19 protein-coding genes and 1 tRNA gene are annotated in these 23,936 nt (G+C 36.9%); 11 read left to right on the forward strand and 9 right to left on the reverse strand.

Annotation, left to right across the window (positions count from 1 at the left end):
• Positions 1-9: 9 nt before the first annotated feature.
• From B045_RS14135 to B045_RS0101590, 5 genes are all read right to left on the reverse strand, one after another.
• Positions 10-3,351, reverse strand: a complete 3,342-nt coding sequence (locus B045_RS14135; protein WP_240470531.1) for a SusC/RagA family TonB-linked outer membrane protein — start codon at positions 3,349-3,351, stop codon at positions 10-12.
• Positions 3,352-3,959: 608 nt separating this feature from the next.
• On the reverse strand, positions 3,960-4,547 hold the full coding sequence (locus B045_RS14140) for a hypothetical protein (protein WP_044067544.1): 588 nt from the start codon (positions 4,545-4,547) through the stop codon (positions 3,960-3,962).
• Between the two features lie 111 nt (positions 4,548-4,658).
• Positions 4,659-4,731 (reverse strand) — tRNA-Lys (locus tag B045_RS0101580).
• 105 nt (positions 4,732-4,836) lie between these two features.
• The gene (locus B045_RS0101585) at positions 4,837-5,940 is read right to left on the reverse strand and encodes an AI-2E family transporter (RefSeq protein ID WP_018462513.1); all 1,104 of its coding nucleotides are present in this window, start codon (positions 5,938-5,940) and stop codon (positions 4,837-4,839) included.
• The gene (locus B045_RS0101590; protein ID WP_018462514.1) at positions 5,933-6,526 is read right to left on the reverse strand and encodes a thymidine kinase; all 594 of its coding nucleotides are present in this window, start codon (positions 6,524-6,526) and stop codon (positions 5,933-5,935) included. Before B045_RS0101590 ends, B045_RS0101585 begins: the two co-directional genes overlap by 8 nt.
• 487 nt (positions 6,527-7,013) lie before the next feature.
• On the opposite strand from B045_RS0101590, the gene rsmI reads away from it, so the two are divergent.
• Both rsmI and B045_RS0101605 read left to right on the forward strand, forming a co-directional pair.
• A complete protein-coding gene (gene rsmI, locus B045_RS0101600) occupies positions 7,014-7,724 on the forward strand; it encodes a 16S rRNA (cytidine(1402)-2'-O)-methyltransferase (RefSeq protein WP_018462516.1) in 711 nt (236 codons plus the stop codon).
• The gene (locus tag B045_RS0101605) at positions 7,721-8,575 is read left to right on the forward strand and encodes a Cbp1 family collagen-binding glycoprotein adhesin (RefSeq protein WP_018462517.1); all 855 of its coding nucleotides are present in this window, start codon (positions 7,721-7,723) and stop codon (positions 8,573-8,575) included. The genes rsmI and B045_RS0101605 overlap by 4 nt, the downstream gene beginning before the upstream one ends.
• A 61-nt stretch (positions 8,576-8,636) precedes the next feature.
• Here the strand turns inward: B045_RS0101605 and B045_RS0101610 are convergent, their stop codons facing one another.
• Positions 8,637-9,086, reverse strand: a complete 450-nt coding sequence (locus B045_RS0101610; protein ID WP_018462518.1) for a nucleoside deaminase — start codon at positions 9,084-9,086, stop codon at positions 8,637-8,639.
• Between the two features lie 106 nt (positions 9,087-9,192).
• Here B045_RS0101610 and B045_RS0101615 point away from each other — a divergent pair, with 106 nt between their 5' ends.
• Genes B045_RS0101615 through pyrH form a run of 3 tightly spaced genes read left to right on the forward strand, consistent with a single transcriptional unit; the run spans position 9,193 to position 11,114 of the window.
• Positions 9,193-9,582, forward strand: a complete 390-nt coding sequence (locus tag B045_RS0101615) for a YraN family protein (RefSeq protein ID WP_018462519.1) — start codon at positions 9,193-9,195, stop codon at positions 9,580-9,582.
• Between the two features lie 19 nt (positions 9,583-9,601).
• A complete protein-coding gene (locus B045_RS0101620) occupies positions 9,602-10,372 on the forward strand; it encodes a biotin--[acetyl-CoA-carboxylase] ligase (protein ID WP_018462520.1) in 771 nt (256 codons plus the stop codon).
• Positions 10,373-10,403: 31 nt separating this feature from the next.
• Positions 10,404-11,114: a UMP kinase gene (gene pyrH / locus B045_RS0101625; protein ID WP_018462521.1), complete on the forward strand. Its 711-nt coding sequence runs from the start codon at positions 10,404-10,406 to the stop codon at positions 11,112-11,114.
• A gap of 75 nt (positions 11,115-11,189) precedes the next feature.
• On the opposite strand, the gene B045_RS0101630 is transcribed toward pyrH, so the two are convergent.
• From B045_RS0101630 to B045_RS0101640, 3 genes are read right to left on the reverse strand one after another with little or no spacing between them, the layout of a single operon-like run.
• Positions 11,190-11,462: a DUF4834 family protein gene (locus B045_RS0101630; RefSeq protein WP_025883072.1), complete on the reverse strand. Its 273-nt coding sequence runs from the start codon at positions 11,460-11,462 to the stop codon at positions 11,190-11,192.
• A gap of 9 nt (positions 11,463-11,471) precedes the next feature.
• A complete protein-coding gene (gene pssA / locus B045_RS0101635) occupies positions 11,472-12,185 on the reverse strand; it encodes a CDP-diacylglycerol--serine O-phosphatidyltransferase (protein ID WP_018462523.1) in 714 nt (237 codons plus the stop codon).
• Between the two features lie 7 nt (positions 12,186-12,192).
• Positions 12,193-12,888, reverse strand: coding sequence for a phosphatidylserine decarboxylase family protein (locus B045_RS0101640; protein WP_018462524.1), 696 nt, complete (start codon positions 12,886-12,888; stop codon positions 12,193-12,195).
• Between the two features lie 141 nt (positions 12,889-13,029).
• Here B045_RS0101640 and dnaE point away from each other — a divergent pair, with 141 nt between their 5' ends.
• The 6 genes from dnaE (at position 13,030) to B045_RS0101670 (ending at position 23,888) form a co-directional block, all read left to right on the forward strand.
• Positions 13,030-16,737: a DNA polymerase III subunit alpha gene (gene dnaE, locus B045_RS0101645; protein WP_018462525.1), complete on the forward strand. Its 3,708-nt coding sequence runs from the start codon at positions 13,030-13,032 to the stop codon at positions 16,735-16,737.
• A gap of 1,302 nt (positions 16,738-18,039) precedes the next feature.
• Entirely contained in the window at positions 18,040-18,780 is a 741-nt protein-coding gene (locus B045_RS0101650) for a sugar phosphate nucleotidyltransferase (protein ID WP_018462526.1), read from the forward strand.
• Between the two features lie 20 nt (positions 18,781-18,800).
• Positions 18,801-19,604 carry an ATP-grasp domain-containing protein gene (locus B045_RS0101655; protein ID WP_018462527.1) on the forward strand — a complete coding sequence of 268 codons (804 nt, stop codon included), beginning with the start codon at positions 18,801-18,803 and terminating at the stop codon, positions 19,602-19,604.
• Positions 19,605-19,612: 8 nt separating this feature from the next.
• The gene (locus B045_RS0101660; RefSeq protein ID WP_018462528.1) at positions 19,613-20,554 is read left to right on the forward strand and encodes a CDP-alcohol phosphatidyltransferase family protein; all 942 of its coding nucleotides are present in this window, start codon (positions 19,613-19,615) and stop codon (positions 20,552-20,554) included.
• 2 nt (positions 20,555-20,556) lie between these two features.
• The gene (locus B045_RS0101665; protein ID WP_018462529.1) at positions 20,557-21,258 is read left to right on the forward strand and encodes an HAD family hydrolase; all 702 of its coding nucleotides are present in this window, start codon (positions 20,557-20,559) and stop codon (positions 21,256-21,258) included.
• Between the two features lie 14 nt (positions 21,259-21,272).
• On the forward strand, positions 21,273-23,888 hold the full coding sequence (locus B045_RS0101670) for a DUF5686 family protein (protein ID WP_018462530.1): 2,616 nt from the start codon (positions 21,273-21,275) through the stop codon (positions 23,886-23,888).
• Positions 23,889-23,936: the final 48 nt, after the last annotated feature.

Below are 23,936 nucleotides of genomic sequence, written 5' to 3' on the forward strand. Positions count from 1 at the left end.
TCGTCTGTTTTAGAATTGAACATTTATACTAATTGTATAGTAAGGATTGTCAGAAAGCTGGACTTCTGAGAATCCTGATTGAGTTGGAGTTTGACCTTTTAGTTTACTATTACATAATGTATATAAATTATTACCTGCAGCAGTAATCGCAAGTCTTTGTAACCCTAATTTAGGTAATAGCTTTTCTGCCAATTCATATGTAAGACTTAAACTAGCTAGGCGTATATAGTCTGCACTGACTACTCTAATGTCAGAATAGTCGTACATCGTATATGAGTCTGTTGCTATTTGTACACCTTGATATTGATTTCCAGAAGACCAATGCTGGTCATATTTATAATAGTTTATACTTGTCTTGCTCAATATTGATGGAATATTTGTCCAAGCTTCATCTCCAGGCTTTATCCATCTATTTAATAAAGCTCTATTTAGATTATATTCAGGATAGATATTTCCTGGTCCTGATTGATTGATAGTAGCGCCTTGTCCAAAAACTTTGAATAATCTTACTTTGTTACCCATGGCATAATCCATTAGTACTCCTAGTCTGAAATTTTTGTAACTCAAAGTACTGCTTATGCTACCTGTGATATCTGGATCTCTCTTTCCTGATTTTGAAAGAACTTTCATAAATGTTTGATACTTACTTAACCCTAGTAATTCGTTTGATCTATCTTGATAGTCGTCAAACAAAGGACCACCATCTTCAGGATTTAGTCCAATGAATTTATAAGAGTAAAATGTACCAAGTGATTGTCCATTGATAACAGCTGTGCCATTGAGATAATCGTTTAGTGAGTAAGAATCTTCTCCAGGTGATGTTTTCATCTTATTTATAACTTTGGATAAAGATGCAGACACAAGCCAATTCCAATCCTTATTTTGAATTGGTACAGCAGTTATTGAGAAATTATAACCCTTATTTATGATTTCACCAGAGTTAACAACATATGATGTATAGCCATTTATGTCAGAAATGGTTTTATTCATAAATGCATCTGTTGTCTTTTTATAGTAGTATTCGAGTTCTAACATTAATCTGTTGTTGAATAATGAGGTCTCAAATCCTGTACTAAAAGAATGGGTCTTTTCCCATTTTAAATCAGGATTGGCATTGCTTGCCGTTGTAGAAGTCATTTCAGTATAATGCGTGTCATAAGAACCTTTTGTCAGTGTTAGTACAGGACTTTGTCCGTCTAGCATATTTCCTTGTTCTCCATAAGATACCTTCCAGTTAATCGCGTCTAGCCATTTGAGTTTTATATGTCCTATTTCTTTTAAGTTTGCTAGTCCAGATGTAGACCATACAGGAAGTATTTTTTCATTAGACCTATCACCAAATTTATTTGAGCCATCGTATCTCGTATTTGCGTTAACCGTAAAATATTGCTTGTAACTATATGACAGCGTTCCATAAACAGATAACAGGTTCGTTTTTGAATCTGTTATGGTAGGCACATTTGTACCTAACCACGTAAGATATGTTTTATACTTATCGGGTATACTTGTTACAAACTTTTTGCCGCGATCTAAGTAATATCCTCGTTGCGTATATTGGTCACCATTATAATGCGTCGAATTTGCTTCAAATCCAACAGCTAGATTAATATTATGCTGTGAGTCTGATCCAAAATATTTATTTACATTGCCCTGAATACGAGCAGTCCAGTTATTTTGTGCTACATTATTGTTAGATAGTTCTCCGCCAAAAGGCATCTGGCTATCTTCATTAGGCTCAACTCCAAGTGACGTTTTTCTCAAATTTCCTGCATACCAGCTTTTTTCGCCATACCAACCTTCGATATTTGTATTTGTTGTATTATAAGACATTATACCATTAAAAAACAACCAGTCTGTAGGATTGTAACGTAGGTTTACTGTAGCTTTCATACCGTTTTCTGTCTGTTTCTTATAACTATTGTCCAGCTCATTAAGTATATTGTAGCTCATTATGCCTTGAAGTCCAGAAGCAATTTTATTGTAAAAGAAATAAGATCCATCGTCATTGTATGCAGGTAAAACCCTACTTGTGCGGTAAGCATAATCAATAGGAGAGATATCATCTTGATCATACTGCTTATTAGTGTGATATATATTCAACTGCATTGAAGCTTTGACCTTTTCAGTTATTGTAAAGTCTAGATTTGTTGAGGCTGTATATCTTTTATTTGTATTATTGTTTATGACATCATTATCGTCTGTATATCCCAATGATGCGTAATATCTAAATTTGTCTGATCCACCAGAGATGTTGGCAGAGTGATCAGCTGAAAAAGAATCATTTGTCAATAGTTTAAACCAATCAGTGTTTTGTGTTTCTGATTTCGCGACCGCTGTATTAAACTGATCTTGAGAATATGTTCCATTGTAGTATTTGTTGACTGCATCTTCATATCCAATATACGTCATATCATTAGGGTATGAGTAATGCATACCTACAAGATATTTGGAAATGTCAGTGCGTTCTTGAGAATTCATAAGATCTATTTTTCGGTCAGAATATCTAGGTCTTCTTCGGTAAGTTCCATTAAAGTTGTAAGATATAACCGGCTTTCCTGCACGTCCTTTTTTTGTTGTAACAACAATTACTCCATTAGCAGCTCGGGTTCCATAGAGAGCTGTAGCTGCAGCATCCTTTAATACATCAATACGGTCAATATCTTGAGGATTAATTCCTGATATGGCATTACCAATTCTATTTACATAGTCAGGATCGTTTATCACATCTGCTGATAAGTTTACAGGATCGCTTACGATTATACCGTCAACAACCCATAAAGGTTCACGATTTCCGATGAGGGTTGATGTTCCACGAATACGTATTTTAGGTACAGCATTAACCTCAGAACTAGAACTTGTTACTACAAGATCAGGTATACGGCCTTGTAACATTTTGTCAAGGCTTGAAATACCAGGTCTATCAATTTGATTCATGTTTAAAGAGGTAACTGAACTTGTAAGATTTCTCTTGTCAATTTGTTGGTATCCTGTCACTACTACTTCTGCTGTCGTATGACTATCGTCATCGTTCATTATAATTAGTGGTACTGATCCGTCTTTACCCACATTTTCTGTTACTGATTTACATCCTATGAATGAGCATATTACTTGCATGTGATTTGATCTTTTAACATGAAGTTCATAATGTCCCGTTTCATCTACAGATGTTCCTAATTTGGTGCCTGCAATTCTAATAGTAGCACCTACTAAGGGCTCTCCATTACTATAATTAACCCTGCCGCTTATTACAATATTTTCTTCTTTTGTCGTTTCTTGTGCATTAACATTGTTAGTTAGTAATGCAACAAAGAACATAATCAGTAATAACGGAAACAATCTTTTTTTTCTCATACTAAATATGTTAGTGATAAATTCATAATTATGTATAATATTTGTATGGAGTGCAAAATTAATCTTTTTTTTGTAATTATATCTTTTTCCTCGTTTTTTTGCATTAAATGTTTGAAAATATACGGTTTTTAGTGTTATTGTGTAACTTATATTATGGTTTTTAATTACATTGTGTATATTCTATATGTGAAAACTAAATATCATAGTCGTTTATTATTTGTTTCAATTTAATGATGCTAATTATTATAATTTTGCATATCATTTTGCAAATTAGTTTGTCTCAATTTTTGATAAAACTATAAATTGCTACATGATTAATTGTCTCATTATTAATGGAATATGATAAGATTTAGTGCGTGAAGTTTAATATAGTTACTGAATTTCGGTAACTATTCCATGATGTATATTCACAAGTCAAACATGGAACTATTTAGTATTAATGCACGAACTATCATTTGTATATTCCGTTGTGTAATTGTTAGTTTTTTCAGTTATGCTAATATTAGTAATTGCGTGGAAAAAAATATTTTATTCATAACCAGCCAAATATAATAAGATAAATTCTAGTGAAATATAGGAATATATAATTATAGTTTGAATTTAGGGTATTAATATACCCCGTCTGGATTGTACTGTCTCCATCCACTATGTGCTTTAGGCTTTCCCACACCAAAGCAATATATTAGGGCTGACTTACTATCACGGTTGTTTGGATTAGAAACTATAACACCATATTCACCAACAGGTAGAGAGGACATTTCAATATCGTAAGAGCTTTTACCATATTTCGACGCATGGAACGTCAAACTATTAAATTTGTTATTAGAACTTCCAAATACATCAGCTGTTGCAATCAATGCTTTACGTGAGGAATGATGGACTTCAAACTGGAATACACGTATTACCGACATTGGATCTGATAAATTATCTGATGCCTTAGCTATAATATGAAGTTCTGTACTTTCAGGGACACGTGTTTTTGCACTTTTTCTAGGAACAACAATTTCGGTATTAATGGATCCAATACCAAACAGTACAAGACTGGCGCCTGCTTTTGAAGACATTGCCATATATTCTTTATCTAGTAGTTTTATATTATCGTTATACATAATATTAACTTCACCGATAAATTCGGGCTCTTGCGCAAGCATATAATTTGGATAGAGCAATGTAAGCATTAATAATATCTTTTTCATATTTTCTTTGAACATAAGTCCTTTTAAAGTGGCCGAATTTTTCATGTGTTTATTTTAAATGTCAATATAACAAAAAAGGACTATTTGTAAAAAATAGTCCTTTGCTTTTTGTGATCCGCATGGGGCTCGAACCCATGACCCCAACATTAAAAGTGTTGTGCTCTACCAGCTGAGCTAGCGGATCAATCATCTTCCTGTTTGAAAGCGAGTGCAAAGGTAAATAAATTTATTGAAACAGAAAAAATATTGATGAATAATATTCTCTATTTAACTTATTTAAACAATTGAGCTACTCTTCTGATTCCGTATTAGGGGATATTTCTTTCGCCTTATGTTCTTTAGTTACATATCTCTGCCAGTAGGCTATTAATAATGTTGTAAGAGGTAGGGCGATGATTAGACCGATGAATCCTAACAATGCACCCCATATTGATAATGAAAGTAATAGTATCGCTGGGTTTAATCCCATAGCCTTACCCATTATCCTAGGAGTTATTATCATATCTGTTATAGCCTGAATTACTACAAACAGTCCTAAAGCCATACCAAAGATAACCCAGAAGTTCTGTCCGGTGTCAGCAGCTTTGAGCATTGCAAGGAATGCTGTAGGGATTAAGGCAAAGGTATGAAGATAAGGTACTAAATCCAAAATGCCTATAAGAATTCCTAAACCTATTGCCATAGGGAAGTCTATGATTGAGAAACCAATACAGAACATAATTCCCATGCATAAAGCTACTGTTCCCTGACCACGTATGTAATTGTTAAGTTCGCGCTTAACATCTTGCATAAGCTCTTTCCAGAATGGGCGATTCTTGTTTGGGAAGATACGTATCCAGTTGGTTGTGAGATATTCGTAGTCATGAAGTATGAAAAACATATATAATAAGGTAATCAAAGAAGCAATGATGCTTATTATGATATTTGCTGTTTGACCAACAAAGGCAAATACTTTAGGCATAGCTGTTTTCACAGCATCGCCGAAGTCCTTGCTATTGAATATCTTTTTAAGTTGTGTTTGGTTGTCTTCTATCCAACGTGAAATGAGCGCAGTGATGTTATTGGTATGTGTCGTGTCGTGTACCCAACGTGTTATGACGCCTCCAAGTTTATCAAATTGCTCAATCATTGGCGGAATTATGAGATAAATGATTCCACCGATGACGCAACATAGAATCAACATTGTGATGATGATGCTTATTGCGCGTACACGTATGTGCAGTCTTTTTTCTATAAACTGCACCGTTGGATAAATAAGGTATGCCAGAAGCCATGCCACGAAAAATGGCAGTAGAACTCCACTAAGGTAGTTTACTAGCAGTAATACTGCAATTATCAGCAGACCAGTTCCTGTCCATCGGATGAAACGGTCAAAAGTAATTTCTTTACCCATGATTTATTTTTTCTTCTTTTATAGCCTTTTGATAGCAATCTCTACATAAAGGCTCATATTCTTCCTTTTCACCTAACATGACACGATGGTCATTGTTTACCAGTCGATGGCTGACGTATGCCAATGAACCGCATTTTACACATATTGCATGTACTTTTGTAACTTCGTCGGCTATAGCGCAAAGGGCAGGGATAGGACCGAATGGAGCACCTTTGTAGTCCATGTCCAAACCAGCTATGATAACTCTAACGCCACGATTAGCAAGTTGATTGCATACATCAACAAGTCCGTCGTCAAGGAATTGCGCTTCATCTATACCAACAACGTCTATGTCTGAAGCCAATAGAAGTATTGAGCCTGATGAATCGATAGGTGTAGAATGGATGACATTTTGATCGTGACTCACTACGTCTTCTTCTGAAAAACGTGTGTCAATTGCCGGTTTGAAGATTTCAACCTTCTGTTTGGCAAATTTTGCTCGCTTCATTCTACGAATCAGTTCTTCTGTTTTCCCAGAGAACATTGAACCACACACCACCTCAATTCGTCCTGGGCGATGTGATTCTCCTGTTAAATTTTCAGTCATAATACTGCAAAGATAGTGCAAATCTTGTAGAGAACAAAATGAATTTATTCATTTTTTATCTCAAGATGCCGCCTATTTTATCAAAAGATAGTGCAAATCTTGTAGAGAACAAAATGAATTTATTCATTTTTTATCTCAAGACGCCGCCTATTTTATTTAAAGATAGTGCAAATCTAGTAGAGAACAAAATGAATTTATTCATTTTTTATCTCAAGACACCACCTATTTTATTTAAAGATAGTGCAAAAAGCCACTATAATGCAATGGATGATGCAATTACTTGTTAATTCAGAGTGCTCTATGATTGTAAATACTGTAATATAATTAATGTAGCTCAAATATATATAATTATGTAACTCAGATTTGTAGCTTTTGGCTATATTTCGTTGTGGTTTCACTTTTTTTTAGTGCAAACGTTTTAAAAATTGCAAAGAAATGACAAGTTATTTTGCATTTGGGCTTTTATTGTATATATTTGTGATTGATTATGGGAATACTATATATTGTACCTACTCCGGTGGGAAATATGGAAGACATGACCTTGAGGGCCATGCGCATATTAAAAGAGGCAGATTTAGTGCTTGCGGAGGATACGAGAACATCGGGTCTTCTTTTAAAGCATTTTGAGATAAAAAATCACCTAATGTCACACCATAAGTTTAACGAACATGGTACTGCATCGGGAATTGTTGAGCGTTTGAAAGCTGGACAAATCATTGCTTTGGTCAGTGATGCCGGCACACCAGGGATAAGCGATCCTGGTTTTTTTCTCGCGCGTGAGGCTGCAAACGCAGGTATTACCGTACAGACTTTGCCTGGTGCTACGGCATGTATTCCGGCAATAGTTTCATCGGGACTACCATGTGATAGATTCTGTTTTGAAGGGTTCCTACCACAAAAGAAAGGCCGTCAAACTCATTTGTTGTCTTTGCAGACAGAGAGCAGAACGATGATTTTCTATGAATCGCCATATCGTTTAGTAAAAACATTGACGCAGTTTGCTGAAGTTTTCGGAGAAGACAGACAGGTGAGTGTGGCAAGAGAAATATCAAAACTACATGAGGAACATGTAAGAGGAACCTTGAAAGAGGTGATTGGACATTTTACCGAAACAGAACCACGAGGTGAAATCGTGATTGTGCTTGCCGGTTTAAATGAGAAAAAAGATAAGAAACTTAAAAGGGAGATTAAATCATGAAAAAGTTATTGTTTGTAACTGTTGGTGCGTTGTTGCTGACTTTTACTAGTTGTAAACAAGATAAGACGAAGGTTAATCTTGAAAAGGTTGAGCAAAGTGACTCTCTACAGAGTATCATTTCTCAAAAGGATAGTGACATCAATGATATGATGGGCACAATGAATGAAATCCAAGAGGGTTTCAGACAGATTAACGAGGCTGAGAACCGAGTTGATATTGTGAAGGATGGTGAAGGTGCTGACAAAAAGAGCCAGTTGAGACAGAATATAAAGTTTATTTCTGCAACTATGCAGAAGAATCGCGAGCTTATTGGTAAGTTGCGTCAGCGTCTAGCTAACAGTAGTTTGAAGGGTACACAGCTCAAGGCTACTATTGATAATCTTGTCAAGCAGCTTGATGAGAAAGATCAGCAGTTGCAGCAGTTGAGAGCAGAACTTGATGCAAAGGATATTCATATTTCTGAACTTGACGAAACTATTAACAATTTGAATACCAATGTAAGCAATCTCACTACTGCTAATACTCAGAATACTCAGACTATTAACAGTCAGGATGCTCAGTTGAATACTGCTTGGTATGTATTCGGAACAAAGAATGAGTTGAAGGAGCAGAGAATCGTTGAAGGAGGTAAAGTTCTTCAGGCAAACTTCAATAAGAATTATTTTACGAAGATTGATATTCGTGTAGACAAGAGTATAAAACTGTATTCTAAGTCTGTTAAGATTATGACATTGCATCCGTCAAGCAGTTACACGCTTACACGTGACGCAAATAAGCAATATGAGTTAACAATTACTAATCCTCAGATTTTCTGGAGTACAAGTAAATATCTTGTCATTCAGGTTAAGTAAAGGTGACGATGGATAAAAAATAAAAAGCAGGAATGGAGTTGTAACTCTGTTCCTGCTTTTTTTATCTTACTTTCTTAAAAAAGTTCTGCATTATTTCTCTGCATTCATCTTCAATAACTCCAGATGTAACAGTTGCCTTTGGATGAAGTGCTTTTGGTGCAATCCTTGTATATCCGCGTTTTTCATCTGGAGCACCATATACCACTCTGCTAATCTGTGCCCAACCAATGGCACCGGCACACATTGTACATGGTTCTACCGTCACATAGAGTGTGCAGTCACAAAGGTATTTGCCTCCTAACATGTCAGCAGCTGATGTTATTGCCTGCATCTCAGCATGTGCCGTAACATCGTGAAGTGTTTCTGTTAGATTGTGAGCACGGCTTATGATACGGTCGTTGCAAACTATCACAGCTCCGATAGGAATTTCGTTGGCTGCTGCTGCAAGTTGTGCTTCAGCCAAAGCCTTGCGCATATAGAATTCGTCTTTCTTTATTTGATCTTCATTCATGCTTGCAAAGTTATTAAATTTATAATAAATAATTTGATGTGTGGAATAAAAATTGTACTTTTGTGTCTGTAAAGACTACGTTTGTCTTACATAGAAAATATAATAAATGGCAGTTCATAATGATTTAGGTAAATGGGGGGAGGACTATGCCGCCGAATACTTGCTGAAAAGAGGTTATGAAGTTATCAGCAGAGATTGGCGACTTGGTAAACGTGATATTGATATCGTGGCCCGCACGGAAGACGGAATGACTGTGGTGTTTGTAGAGGTTAAAACTCGTGCAACAGATGTCATCGTGAGTCCAGAAGATGCCGTAGACGAAAAGAAAATAAGAAGTATCGGCTGGGCTGCCAACGCTTACGTTAAGGAGTTTCAAATATATGATGATATTAGATTTGACATCATCACAATAGTTGGGACAAAGCCGCAAGATGCAAGCTTAGAACATATTATCGATGCGTTTAATCCTGTGTTAGCGATGAACGGTAATCATTAGAATTTATTCATTATTATATATGTGGTGCTTTAATAGAAATAAAAAGAAAACAGTTAAACCTAATATCATTTGGCTTGACGAAACTGATTCTACAAATAACTATCTGAAGAATTATGTTCCTGCTTCTGATGAAAAAATAAGTGTTGTTGTTGCCGATTATCAGAAATCTGGTAGGGGACAAGGTGACAATACATGGGAGAGTGAAGGTGGTAAAAACCTCTTATTCAGTATTTTGGTTCATCCAGTTATGGTTCCAGTACATTGTCAATTTCTGCTTTCAATGGCAGAAGCTCTAGCAGTGAAAGAAACTTTGGATAAATACACTGATGGAATAACTTTGAAGTGGCCTAATGACATATATTGGAATGATAAGAAGATTGGTGGCACACTTATAGAAACTACTCTAGGTGGTGGACATATAAAGAACTGTATTTTCGGTACAGGTATTGATGTTAATCAGACGGAGTTTAAAAGTAGTGCGCCTAATCCTGTTTCATTGAAAAACATTTTAGGTAATGATATAGACAGGAAAAAACTTATGGATGAAATAGTTGATTCATTCACAAAGTATTATGCAATGATAGAGAATGGACAGTATGGTGACATCTCTGCTTTATATCATTTGGCATTATATCGTAGGCATGGTTTCTTTAAGTATCGTGATAAGAGTACTGATGAAGTTTTTGATGCAGCGATAATTGAAGTGGGAGATGATGGAACTTTAGTTGTTAGAGACAGAAATGGCATGATCAGTGAATATCGTTTCAAGGAGATTGAAACGGTGTTGTAAGCAAGTATACAAAATAAACAAATAATATATTATGGCAAGATTTAAGAGAATTCTTCTTAAACTAAGTGGTGAGAGTCTTATGGGCAAACAAGGATTCGGTATTGATCCTGATCGTCTTTCAGACTATGCCAAGCAGATTAAGGAAGTGCACGAGATGGGTGTGCAGATAGGAATCGTTATCGGCGGAGGAAATATCTTCCGTGGATTGAGTGGTAGTCAGAAAGGTTTTGACCGTGTTAAGGGAGACCAAATGGGAATGTGTGCTACCGTCATAAACTCTTTGGCGTTGAGCAGTGCCTTGGGAGCGATAGATGTAAAGACTAAAGTTCTTACAGCAATTCGCATGGAACCTATTGGTGAGTTCTATAGCAAATGGAAGGCTATAGAGGCTATGGAAGCTGGATATGTTTGTATATTCTCTGCTGGTACAGGTAGTCCTTATTTCACTACAGATACAGGTAGCTCTTTGCGTGGTATTGAGATTGAGGCAGATGTAATGCTGAAAGGTACACGTGTTGATGGTGTTTATACAGCTGATCCAGAGAAAGATCCTACAGCTACTAAGTTCAGCGATATTACTTTTGATGATATCTACACTCGTGGACTTAAAGTTATGGACCTTACTGCAACAACAATGTGCAAGGAAAACAATCTTCCAATCTATGTGTTCAATATGGATGTTGTCGGTAATCTTAAAAAGGTTATGGCTGGTGAGGAGATTGGTACTTTGGTACATAATTGATGAATTTCCCAAAAAGTATATACGAAAAATGCGGAGAATATCTTATTCTCCGCATTTTCTATATTTGAAGTTTTTTTACTTATCTTCTTCAGTATAATCAACATATTCACCTTCATCCTTAGTGAATATCTTTTTATTTGCATCTTCCGGATTACGTGTGTCTATCACCTTTTCGTCATCACCGTAAGAGCTATTTCTGCCATGTCTTCCTCTTCCTTCATTGTTCCCATTTTGCTTGTTGAACTGGTTCATTCCGTTTCTGAAGTAATTCAGTATGCGGAAAGCAAAAATCAAAATAAAGAGGAAAAGTGCTATGAAAAGCAGTAATATAAACTTGAAAATAAACATAATCATACGTTATTTCTCCTTATTATTTAAATTTATTATCACTGAAATTATGAAATATAATGAGATGATTATCCACCATGCTTCTAAAATTCCAAAAACAGCTACGCAGAATACAGATAAAGCCATGAAGCAATACTTAACCTTATTGTGCTTCCAACCCCATTGCTTAAATTTAAGCGCAAACATAGGAATTTCTGATATCAACAAGTAGCAACTTATTAAAATCAATACTATGACAATTAATACAGACCAATTATTTCCTTCAAGCCATGTAGGATTTGCTACCACAAGTGAACCCCAAAACAAAGCGTTAGCTGGAGTAGGTAGTCCGATGAATGATGTTGTCTGTCGCTCATCAAGATTGAACTTTGCAAGACGTAGTGCTGAAAATGCAGCCATTACAAATGCAATATAAGGAATAAATTGGCGCAAAGGTTCCATAAAAGATGGATATTCCAAAACGCCAAGTTCTGCAAATACTATTGTAGCTGGTGCCACGCCGAATGTTACATCATCAGCAAGTGAATCAAGTTCCTTGCCAATAGGTGATGATACATGTAGTAAGCGTGCGCTCATTCCATCAAAAAAATCAAATACAGCACCTATGATAATCCATAGAAGAGCCATTTGGGGATTTCCGCTGAAAGCATAAGTTGTAGCAATACAGCCAGAAATAAGATTACAGCATGTGATACTGTTAGGAATGTGTTTCTTGAAGTTCATTTTTCTTTCAACCTTTTAACTTTGCGATAACGGTCTGGTCACCAGTAGTGGCTTGACCCATCTTTACGCAAACCTCAGTGCCGATAGGCAAGAACACGTCAACACGACTTCCAAGTTTGATGAATCCTAGATGCTCGTCAATGTAGCAGTCTTCACCTTCTTTTGCGTATGTTATAATACGGCGTGCCATAGCTCCGGCTATCTGACGGCACAGCACTTCCTGTCCGTCTGGAGTCTCGATCATTATATCTGCATGTTCATTTTCTTCACTAGCTTTAGGAAGCCACGCTTTATGGTAGTTTCCGTCCTTATGATTTACAAATTTAACTTTTCCATCAACAGGGAACCAGTTGGCATGAACATTGAAAAGACTCATGAAGATACTTATCATGAGTCGGCGATCGTGAAAATATTCGTTTTCTTCTACCTCTTCAATAACTACAATCTTACCATCAGCAGGTGCGACAACTATATCTTCAGTATCGTCATCTTCTGAAAATCTGCGTATTGGGCAGCGATAGAAGTTTAATACTATACTATATATAACTCCGAAAATTACGATGAAACTCCAAAAAAAGAGTTTGTTGTCTAAACGGTTTAGCAACAAAGCAATTGCGGCCAATATAATAAAGCCGTAGAGTAGTGTATCAGTACCCTCACGGTGAATGCGTATCTTCTTAAATTTCTTAATTCTTTTTATCATAGGTAAATTAGGATAGTACTAATCGATTGCAAAGATAATTATTTTTTATCGTTTCCGCAAATATAAGAATAAAAAACGACTTTTTATTTTGTGTTTTGCTCGATTTGCAGTAACTTAGCAACTCAAAACGAAAAATATTATATGGAAGACTTCATCCACTTACACGTTCATACCAATTATTCTATCCTTGACGGACAGTCAAAGATACCAAAACTTGTAGACAAGGCTATCAAAGACGGCATGAAGGGCATGGCGATTACTGATCACGGTGTGATGTTCGGCATAAAAGAGCTATCTGATTATTGTGCTGGAGTTAACAAGAAACGCAAGGCAGAAGGTCTTGAACCATTCAAGCCTATTCTTGGTTGTGAGATGTATGTTGCCCATCATAGATTGGAAGATAAAGTTAAGGAAAATGGTGACAATTCTGGTTATCACCTTATTGTATTAGCGAAGAACTATAATGGTTACAAAAATCTTATAAAACTAGTCAGTAGGTCTTGGGTAGACGGTTATTATTATCGTCCACGTACAGACAGATTTGAACTTGAAAAATATCATGAAGATCTTATCGTTTGTTCTGCTTGTATAGCAGGTGAGGTTCCTGCAAAGGTCCTTCACGGTGATTTGGCTGGAGCTCGTGAAGCTTGCGAGTGGTATCATCGAGTGTTTGGTGATGACTATTATTTGGAGTTGCAGCGTCATGAGGTGAAAGACCCTTCCTTACTGGCAAACAGGGAAGCATTTCCGCTTCAACAGAAAGCTAATAAAGTCTTGATTGAGTTTGCTAAAGAATATGGTATAAAGCTTATTTGTACCAATGATGTCCATTTTGAGGATAAGGAAACTGCTGAAGCTCATGACCATTTGCTTTGTCTTGCAACAGGTAGGGATCTGGATGATCCTAACCGTATGAGATATAGTAAGCAGGAATGGTTTAAGACCAAGGCAGAGATGAACGAGATATTCTCTGACGTTCCTGAAGCGATGGCTAATACGTTGGAGGTTCTTGATAAAGTTGAAATATACAGTATTGAGCATGGACCTATCATGCCATTTTTCCCGATACCAGAGGAATTTGGTACTGAAGAGGAATGGAGACATAAGATAACAGAGGAACAACTTTATAAGGAGTTTACTTCTGACGAGAACGGAGAGAATCAGTTGTCAGAAGAAGAAGGACAAAAGGTTATTAAGCGATTGGGCGGATATGATAAAATATATCGTATCAAGTTTGAAGCTGACTATCTAGATAAATTGGCTTATGATGGTGCTAAGTTACTCTATGGTGATCCTTTACCTGATAATGTCGTTGAGCATATCAATTTTGAGCTTCATGTGATGAAGACAATGGGTTTCCCAGGATACTTCCTCATTGTGCAGGACTTTATCAAAGCTGCACGTACAGAATTGGGCGTTATGGTAGGACCTGGACGTGGATCAGCAGCCGGATCTGTTGTAGCTTATTGCTTGGGAATAACCAAGATAGATCCATTGAAATATGACTTGCTGTTTGAACGTTTCTTGAATCCAGACCGTGTGAACCTTCCTGATATTGATACCGACTTTGATGATGACGGTCGTGGAAAGGTGCTTCGCTGGGTTATGGATAAGTATGGTCACGAGAATTGTGCGCATATCATTACCTATGCAAGCATGGCGACAAAGAACTCTATTAAGGATGTCGCACGTGTGGAAAAGTTACCACTGGAGAAGTCGAATATGCTTTGTAAGGCTATTCCTGACCGTTTGCCAGATGGCTTGAAAATGAATCTTACGAACGCCATTAAATGTACCCCAGAATTGAGGGAGGCTGAAGTGTCTACTGATACACGTGAGCGTAATACGATTAAATATGCCAAGATGCTTGAGGGTACGGTGCGTGGAACTGGTATTCATGCCTGTGGTTTCATTATATGCCGTGACCCTATAAGTGACTGGGTTCCTGTTTCTACAGCTGATGACCCTGATTTCCCAGGATTGAAAACGGCCGTAACACAATATGATGGACACGTAATAGAGTCAACCGGTCTTATCAAGATGGACTTCTTGGGATTGAAGACTCTTTCGGAGTTGAAGGAAGCTTGCAAGGTTATTAAAAAGACTGTTGGTGACGATATCGATCTGGACACAATTCCTATTGATGACGAACTTACCTATAAACTATATCAGGAAGGACGTACAATCGGAACATTCCAGTTTGAGTCTCCTGGTATGCAGAAGTATCTACGTGAACTTCATCCTACAGTATTCGAGGATCTTATTGCCATGAATGCTTTGTATCGTCCAGGACCAATGGATTATATACCAGACTTTATTAAGAGAAAGCATGATCCGTCTCTTGTTACTTATGATATTCCATGTATGGAGAAGTATCTTAAGGATACTTACGGTATCACGGTATATCAGGAGCAAGTGATGCTTCTTTCCCGTCAGTTGGCTAGTTTTACTCGTGGTGAAAGTGATGCATTGCGTAAGGCGATGGGTAAAAAGAAGAAGGCTATTGTTGACGCAATGAAACCTAAGTTTATTAAGCAAGGACAAGAGAATGGTCACAATCCCAAGGTTTTGGAAAAGATATGGACCGACTGGGAGAAGTTTGCTTCTTACGCTTTCAATAAGTCTCATGCAACATGTTATTCTTGGGTAGCTTATCAGACTGCATATATCAAGGCTCATTATCCAGCTGAATACATGGCTGCGCTGATGACTCGCCGATTTAGTCAGATTACCGAAATCACAAAGTTGATGGAGGAGTGTCAGAATATGAAGATAGCCACTCTTGGACCAGATGTTAACGAGAGCTACTCTAAGTTTGGTGTAAACAAGAAAGGTGAAATTCGTTTCGGTCTATCAGCCATTAAAGGAATGGGTGAGGGTGCTGCTCTAGCAATCGTGAAGGAACGAGAGGATCATGGACCTTACAAAGATATATATGATTTTGCTGAACGTGTGGATTACAGCAATGTAAACAGAAAGGCATTTGAATCTCTTGCATTAAGTGGTGGTTTTGATAGTTTTGCATTTCAACGTGAGCAGTATTTGGCAGCTAATTCAAAAGGAGAAGTATTCCTTGATGTGCTAGTTCGTTATGGTCAGTTGTATCAGACAGAACAGCGTGAAGCACAAAATTCACTCTTTGGTGGAGAGCAAGCTGTTGAGATAGCGCGCCCACAGCCTGTTGAAGCAGAAGGATGGAGTAATATTGAAAAATTGAATCGTGAGCGAGACCTTGTTGGAATATATATAAGTGCTCATCCGCTAGATGAATTCAGTATCATATTAAATACAATGTGCAACACTCATTGTTCAGAACTAGACAATAAGCAAGAGTTGGCAAAGAAAGAGGAAATAACTTTGGGCGGTATTGTTACTGGAGTTAAATCAAAGTTTACTAAGACAGGTAAACCATGTGGCTTTGTCACGATAGAAGATTTTGAAGGCAGTGGTGAGCTAGCATTCTTCGGTGAGGATTGGGGTAAATGGCGAGGATTGCTTACTGAGGGCTGCATCGTGTATATCAAAGCTAAGTGCCAGCAGAAGTATCGTGATAGTGATTACTATGATTTCCGCATTTCTGATATTCAGTATATGCAGACCGTTAAGGCAAATCGTCTTGAGAAGTTTACTATAACAATCAATAGTGATGCGATAGATGAGACTGTGGTTACAGATATTTCTACAATGGTTGAAAAGGCAGTTGGCAATACTCAGTTGTATATTCAGGTTCTTGATCAGGAGCATAATGTGAGTATGATGTTACGTTCAAATAATCATTCAATAGAGATAAAAAAGGACTTGCTGAATTATATAGATAGTAATCCAGACATGTCTTATCATGTAAACTAGTAGGGAATTCCCTTCATGATATATTAATGTACGTGCTCGCACATCTACTAAAAAGTTTTCTGAAATCTAAGTGGCTGCATGTTGGCTATCAATATGTAGCCACTTAGATACTTGTTTTCTTCGTGTTATTTAGCTACGAAGCTACGACATCTTTGAAAATGCCTATAAACATTGGGTAAATGAAACGTAGTTTGCTGGATTTAGCTACGCAAGCTATGTAAACTTATGCCATTTTTAGGGAGAAAATGTATTTTATTATTGAATTTGTCAAAGACCCGTTGGCTGTATCTGAGGAACTGGAGGAAGTGAAAATAGATTCAGTAAACGAGAACAGAATTCCCAAGCTTGTTTAAATATTCTGCCTAATTCCTCTGAATTCTCTGCAAAGATACAGCAAAATTTTTGTCCATGCAATCAGATTTAGCTTAGACCGTTAGCCAAAGTTTCAATTACTGGTGCTACACAGTATAATACACGCGCATACGCACACTTTCGACTTTTCAAAAATACTAGTGTCGAAATGTCTATCCATTGAATATCAACTTATTAGACTTCTTTTCGAGAATAATCAAGTGACGAAAATGTGTCAAGTAAAAATGTAATAGCATAATTTTCTAATGCAATTTTGCAAGCAAACTAGGTTCCATTTCGTGTTACTTTACCGAGTGATAAGGCCCTTATCACTCCCCAAAACAAAGTAAATCACAATGCATTTCTTCGTAAAACGCATGATGAAATTTGAGGTTTCTTCGTCATATCACCGTCACCATATATTATTAAAAATGACAGATAACATATTGATATTCATCATGTTGACACTTCGACACTAGTATTTTTAAAAACTCCTAAGTGCGCGCGTGTCGGCACGTACATTATATAAGTAGAAATGGATGCCGTAGCTGAAACGTAGTTCATTGAAGCTATATTGACCTTGCTACGTGTTATTTTCTCCAGTGTTTATGGGCTTTCCCAAAGATGCCGTAGCTTTGTAGCTAAAAAACACAAAAAACGCATGAAAGACAGCCTAAATGTACAAAATTGAAATCGTCATTGAGAAATTTAGGCTCTAAACATTTTAAGTAGACCGTTGTGTTAATATTATAAGACACCCATTTTTATCATGGTTCATTTTTAACGGCACACTAATGATTTAATTTTATAATTGCTATTTTGATGTTTAAAAATATGAACGTGTACTATAATATTATATGCCAAAAAACAAAATTGTGCAAAAAAGTTTTCTGTTTTAACTTATAATGTGTACTTTTGCTACGTTTTTAGTAGCTACAAAAAAATATTTAGATGAATTATGCAATTATTGCAGCAGGTGAAGGGTCACGCTTGGCACAAGAAGGCGTTAATGAACCTAAACCACTGGTAAAAGTTCAAAATGAGTATCTTATAGACCGTTTAATACGTGTTTTCATGGATAACGATGCTGAAAAGATAACAATTATATGTAATAACCTTACGACAAAGGTTAGTCAGCATCTCTTGAAACTGGAGGAAGATGGACTAAATGGTAGACCAGTTCCTTTGAACTTCATTGTGAAGACAACACCCAGTTCTATGCACAGCTTTTTTGAATTAAGTAAACTTCTTGATGAAAAACCTTTTGTGATGACTACTGTTGATACAATATTCAAGGCAGAAGAGTTTAAAGAGTATATATCTGACTTCCGTGAATGTATTAATTCAGGTTATGACGGATTGATGGGAGTTACGGATTATATAGATGATGAAAAGCCTCTTTATGTAGGCACAGATAATGAATTAAACGTAACCGGATTTTTTGATAAGAATGAAAACGGTTGCAAATATATATCAGGTGGAATATACGGATTGAATGCTAAATCACTCGATACTCTCAATGACTGCATGGAACGTGGTGAGAGTAGAATGAGAAATTTCCAACGTGGACTTATCAGAGACGGAAGAAAACTGAAAGCTTTTTCTTTTTCAAAAGTCATGGATATAGACCACGCTGAAGATATTGTGAAAGCAGAGCAGTTCTTGGGTCAATATGCACAAGTTTTGAAATAATATTCTGAACTTTACAAGTTATGAAGATAATAGCAGTTAGGCGAGATGACAGATTCTCTCCAAACTCAGTGGAGAAGGACAAGGCTATATTGCAAGCTGTATGCGACAGATTGCCGTATGACATATCAATGATAGATGAAGGTAAATTGTCTGTTTTTGATGAAGCTGACGTATATCTGTCTATGGCAAGGCTTCCTGAAACATTGACTTTGCTGAAAACCAAGGAAGATGAAGGAGCTATTGTCGTTAATTCTGCTTATGGCGTAGAAACATGCGGACGTAGAAAGCTAGATAATATAATGCGTGACAATGATATACCAGTTCCTCCATCAAAAGGAAATTCTGGGTATTGGCTCAAGCGTGGTGACGCGGCAGCTCAGTCTAAAAGTGACGTGGTTTATTGTAAGGATAGAGAAACGCTTGCCAATAAAGAGGCTGAATTTGTGATACGAGGGATAACAAACTGGATTGTTCAGGCGCATGTGCCAGGGGATTTGGTGAAATTTTATGCTGTTAAAGGTGGTTTCTTCAAATATTTCTATCCAAGTGACGATGGTGAGTCTAAGTTTGGTGATGAAAAACTTAATGGTGATGCATGTCATTATGCTTTTGATGAAAAGCTTTTGAAGACTATGGCAGATAAAGTAGCACAGATTACAGGCATAGACGTCTATGGTGGCGACGCTATAATAACCGAAGATGGAGATTTTTATATAATAGACTTTAACGACTGGCCTAGTTTTTCTCGTTGCAGAGACATTGCTGCGGATACTATTGCAAAGTTGGCGACAAAGAAAAATAGTTTAAACATAATAAAAATATAAAAGGAATAATGAGTAGTTTTAAGGAATTGTTACAGGCATCTTTTAAGTCAAATGATACAGAAGAGTGGTTGGATGTGCATTTTACACGTCCAATAGGATTGGTATTTGCATTGTTTTGGAATAAGCTCAACGTGCATCCAAATACGATCACTATATTATCTATATTCTTAGGCGTTGCTGCTGGATACATGTTCTATTATCCTGATACTCAACATAATATAATGGGAGTTGTGCTTCTTATGTTTGCCAATTTCTGTGATTCTACAGACGGACAGATGGCAAGACTTACAGGTAAGAAGACATTGATAGGAAGAATGCTGGATGGATTTTCTGGCGACGTATGGTTTGCCTGCATATATTTGGCTATAGCATTAAGATTGATGAATGATAACATTCCAAACACGGATATGAAATGGGGTTTATGGATTTGGGCAGTGATAGTTGTTGCAGGCATTCTGTGCCATTCTCCACAAAGTTCTTTATCAGATTATTACCGTCAGATACATTTGTTCTTCTTGAAAGGAAAAAGTGGAAGCGAACTGGATAGTTATGAAGGACAGAAAAAGGTGTTGGCGGAATTGCCTGCAAAAGGATCATTTTGGGCACGCATCTTTTATTCAAATTATGCAAAGTATTGTCATAGTCAGGAAAAGCGTACACCTGAATTCCAAAAGTTCTTTAAACAATGGAATGAAATGGCAGACAAAGAGGAATATAAAGAAAAGAGAGAACAAGTTAAGAATGAGTTCCTTGCTGGTTCACGTCCTCTAATGCCATACACAAATTTACTGACATTCAATCTCAGAGCTATTGTATGCTATGTTTCATGTCTTATAAATCATCCTTGGATTTATCCGATGTTTGAGATTGTTGTAATGAGTTTTATGTATATTTACATGCACAGTAAGCACGAAAAAATGTGCGCATCACTTACCGAAAAATTGAAATAAACATGATAAAAGGATACATATTTGACTACGGAGGTACTCTAGATACAGAGGGACACCATTGGGGAAAGGTGTTGTGGCACTCATACCAAAGGCAGCACGTACCTGTTACAGAGGAACAGTTTCGTGAAGCTTACGTGTATGGTGAACGCACTTTGGGTAATGTGCCTATAATAAAGCCAGACTATACTTTTTACAAGACATTGGACACAAAGCTTAGGCTGGAGATGGAATATATCTGCAGTGCTGGCTTTTGGGATGCAGACGAAGACGAGTTAAATCGTATGCACAAGGCTGTACTTGATGATGTATATTCAGATGTGAAGAAGGTTACCGATCACAGCCGTGATGTGCTTGAAAAACTTAATGCCAATTATCCAATGGTACTTGTAAGTAATTTCTACGGAAATGTTGGTGTGGTACTTAAAGAGTTTAAGTTAGATCATCTGTTTCTTGCCATCGTAGAAAGTGCTGTTGTGGGAATTCGCAAGCCAGATCCACGTATCTATAAATTGGGTGTTGAAAAACTTGGTATGCAACCTGAAGAAGTAGCTGTAGTAGGTGACAGTTTTTATAAAGATATTCAACCAGCCAACAAGATAGGATGTAAAACTATTTGGTTTAAGGGTGAAGGATGGACAGATAAAGTATATGATGAAACATTGCCAGATAGGATAATAACAGATATTGCCCAAATATTACAATAGGAAATATATTAAGTATGAAAGGACTATACAGGACATATGCAACTATTCTGCTTTTGCTTATAACATCATTTGCAAAAGCGCAGATTGTAGGCTTTGTCACCGATGCATTAACCGGTGATACTATATCGTATCCAAGTGCTTCGTATAAAGGACAACATATTGCAGTCAGCGGTGATGTATTCGGAAAGTTTGTTATCGAATACCACAATGGCTGGCCACTAACTATAAGCGCTGTGGGATATCAGTCAAAAATTTATAACCTGAAAGCTGATCAGCATGATGTGCTGCATGTAAAGTTGAAACCTGACACAAAAACATTAAAGGAAGTCGTAGTTAAAACAAAGAAAAGACGATACACCAGAAAGGATAACCCTGCTGTAGAGTTGATGAAACGTGTGATAGCTGCAAAGCATAAAAGCGACTTGAGTAATCATGATTATTATCAGTATAATAAATATCAGAAGATAACTTTGGCGGTAAACGATATCCAAAAAGCTGATATTGACAGTGGATTCTTTGCAAAGAAGCAATGGCTTGTAGACCAGATCGAGACAAGTCCGTATAATCATAAGCTGATATTGCCTTTGTCTGTTGATGAGACCGTTACACAACATATTTACAGAAAGGATCCGAAGAATGAGAAAGATATTATTATTGGTCAGCAAAGTAACGGAATAAACCAGTTGTTTGAGACAGGTGACATCCTAAATACAACATTGAAAGACGTGTTCACTGATGTCAACTTGTATGATGACCAAATACGTCTGCTTCAATATCCGTTTACAAGTCCTATTGGTAAAAATGCCATAGAATTCTATAGATATTATATTGAAGACACTGTATATGTGGATCACGACTTATGTTATCATCTGCAATTCATACCAAACAACCAGCAGGATTTCGGATTTCGTGGTGAACTGTATGTATTGGCTGATTCGTCATTACATGTGAAAAGATGCGAACTAACCATACCAAAGCGCAGCGATGTGAATTTTGTGGAAAATCTTAATGTGACACAGGAATACACAAAACTGCCAAACGGGGAATGGGCTTTGAGTGTTGATGACATGATTGTTGAAATGAAGGTCGCAAGCTTTTTGTCTAAAATGTTAGTAACACGAACGACACGACTCAGTGACTATGCATTTGATCCTTTGCCGAAACAGTTGTTTAAGGGTAAAGCTGCAATTAAGCGTGAGTCAAACGCAATGATGCGTGATGAGACTTTCTGGAATCAATATCGTACAGTTGGGCTTACGAAAGGTGAGAGTAGCATGGATGCTTTCATACACCGTATAGAGCAGCAGAAAGGATTTAAGTATATCATATTCGGTATTAAGGCATTGGCTGAGAACTTTGTAGAAACTGGTGATCTCAATCATCCTAGCAAAGTAGATATTGGTCCAGTAAACACAATGATTACATCAAATTTCATTGACGGACTGCGTACACGTTTAAGTGCACAGACAACAGCTAATCTGAATAAGAATCTATTCTTCTCTGGATATTTTGCACGTGGTTGGGACAGTAAAAAGGACTATTATGAAGGAACTGTCACATATTCTTTCAACAAGAAGGATTATTTGCCGAGAGAATTTCCAAAGAGAACTATAACTCTGTCTTCAACGTATGATATAATGGCACCGTCAGACAAGTTTGTTCAAACAGATAAGGATAATGTGTTTACTGCATTCAAATGGGCTACGGTAGATAAAATGATGTTCTACAATACTCAGCGACTTGATTTTGAATGGGAGTCTGAATGGGGCTTTAAAACAACTTTAGGCTTGAAAACAGAAGATAATGAGGCCGCTGGTCGTCTGTTCTTTATACCGTTAAGCGGTATGAATGATGCTAATCAGACTCTGGTAGAACATCTAAGAGATCTTGATGACAGTCAGGTGGGCAAGTATATCCATAACGGAAAAATACGAACGACTGAACTTAATTTGGGATTCCAACTTTCACCGGGACGTACATATATCAATACAAAACAACGTCGTATCCCTATAAATCTAGATGCACCTGTATTCTCTTTAAACCATACGATGGGAGTCAAGGGACTGCTTGGGGGCGACTATACTTACAACTTTACAGAAGCAGCTATCTATAAGCGCTTTTGGATGAACAGTTGGGGAAAGATTGATATGCATGTAAAAGCAGGAGCACAATGGAACAAAGTTCCTTATCCTTTGCTTATTATGCCGGCTGCCAACTTGAGTTATATTGTTGAAGATGAAACCTTCAATTTGATAAACAATATGGAATTCCTTAATGACCGTTATGCGAGTCTTGACGTGAGTTGGGACCTTAATGGAAAGATATTCAACAGAATTCCTCTATTTAAGAAATTGAAATGGCGCGAGTATATTGGTGTAAAGACTCTGTGGGGAAAACTTACAGATAAGAATAACCCTATGTTGCCACAGAATGCAATGGACAATACACTGATGGCTTTCCCTGAAGGATGTTATGTAATGGATCCTAATAGACCATACGTGGAACTTGTTGCCGGAATACATAATATCTTTAAGATAATGCATATAGAATATGTGCATAGATGCAATTACACCGGACTTCCTACTGCACAGAAAGATGGAATAAGGTTTATGCTAAGAATGACATTCTAACAATAGGAAAAATGACAAATATCAATTGAATATTTGTCATTTTTCGTT

Source organism: Segatella paludivivens DSM 17968 = JCM 13650 (assembly GCF_000373185.1).
Taxonomy (GTDB): Bacteria; Bacteroidota; Bacteroidia; order Bacteroidales; family Bacteroidaceae; genus Prevotella; species Prevotella paludivivens.

What these genes read in the sequence shown, in the direction of transcription:
- B045_RS14135 (WP_240470531.1), bottom strand. Translation starts at nt 3,351, where the DNA reads ATGAGAAAAAAAAGATTGTTTCCGTTATTACTGATTATGTTCTTTGTT.
- rsmI (WP_018462516.1), top strand. Translation starts at nt 7,014, where the DNA reads ATGGGAATACTATATATTGTACCTACTCCGGTGGGAAATATGGAAGAC.
- B045_RS0101650 (WP_018462526.1), top strand. Translation starts at nt 18,040, where the DNA reads ATGAATTATGCAATTATTGCAGCAGGTGAAGGGTCACGCTTGGCACAA.
- B045_RS0101660 (WP_018462528.1), top strand. Translation starts at nt 19,613, where the DNA reads ATGAGTAGTTTTAAGGAATTGTTACAGGCATCTTTTAAGTCAAATGAT.
- B045_RS0101655 (WP_018462527.1), top strand. Translation starts at nt 18,801, where the DNA reads ATGAAGATAATAGCAGTTAGGCGAGATGACAGATTCTCTCCAAACTCA.
- B045_RS0101590 (WP_018462514.1), bottom strand. Translation starts at nt 6,526, where the DNA reads ATGACTGAAAATTTAACAGGAGAATCACATCGCCCAGGACGAATTGAG.
- B045_RS0101615 (WP_018462519.1), top strand. Translation starts at nt 9,193, where the DNA reads ATGGCAGTTCATAATGATTTAGGTAAATGGGGGGAGGACTATGCCGCC.
- B045_RS0101585 (WP_018462513.1), bottom strand. Translation starts at nt 5,940, where the DNA reads ATGGGTAAAGAAATTACTTTTGACCGTTTCATCCGATGGACAGGAACT.
- B045_RS0101620 (WP_018462520.1), top strand. Translation starts at nt 9,602, where the DNA reads ATGTGGTGCTTTAATAGAAATAAAAAGAAAACAGTTAAACCTAATATC.
- B045_RS0101640 (WP_018462524.1), bottom strand. Translation starts at nt 12,888, where the DNA reads ATGATAAAAAGAATTAAGAAATTTAAGAAGATACGCATTCACCGTGAG.
- B045_RS14140 (WP_044067544.1), bottom strand. Translation starts at nt 4,547, where the DNA reads ATGAAAAAGATATTATTAATGCTTACATTGCTCTATCCAAATTATATG.
- B045_RS0101605 (WP_018462517.1), top strand. Translation starts at nt 7,721, where the DNA reads ATGAAAAAGTTATTGTTTGTAACTGTTGGTGCGTTGTTGCTGACTTTT.
- B045_RS0101665 (WP_018462529.1), top strand. Translation starts at nt 20,557, where the DNA reads ATGATAAAAGGATACATATTTGACTACGGAGGTACTCTAGATACAGAG.
- dnaE (WP_018462525.1), top strand. Translation starts at nt 13,030, where the DNA reads ATGGAAGACTTCATCCACTTACACGTTCATACCAATTATTCTATCCTT.
- B045_RS0101630 (WP_025883072.1), bottom strand. Translation starts at nt 11,462, where the DNA reads ATGTTTATTTTCAAGTTTATATTACTGCTTTTCATAGCACTTTTCCTC.
- B045_RS0101670 (WP_018462530.1), top strand. Translation starts at nt 21,273, where the DNA reads ATGAAAGGACTATACAGGACATATGCAACTATTCTGCTTTTGCTTATA.
- pyrH (WP_018462521.1), top strand. Translation starts at nt 10,404, where the DNA reads ATGGCAAGATTTAAGAGAATTCTTCTTAAACTAAGTGGTGAGAGTCTT.
- pssA (WP_018462523.1), bottom strand. Translation starts at nt 12,185, where the DNA reads ATGAACTTCAAGAAACACATTCCTAACAGTATCACATGCTGTAATCTT.
- B045_RS0101610 (WP_018462518.1), bottom strand. Translation starts at nt 9,086, where the DNA reads ATGAATGAAGATCAAATAAAGAAAGACGAATTCTATATGCGCAAGGCT.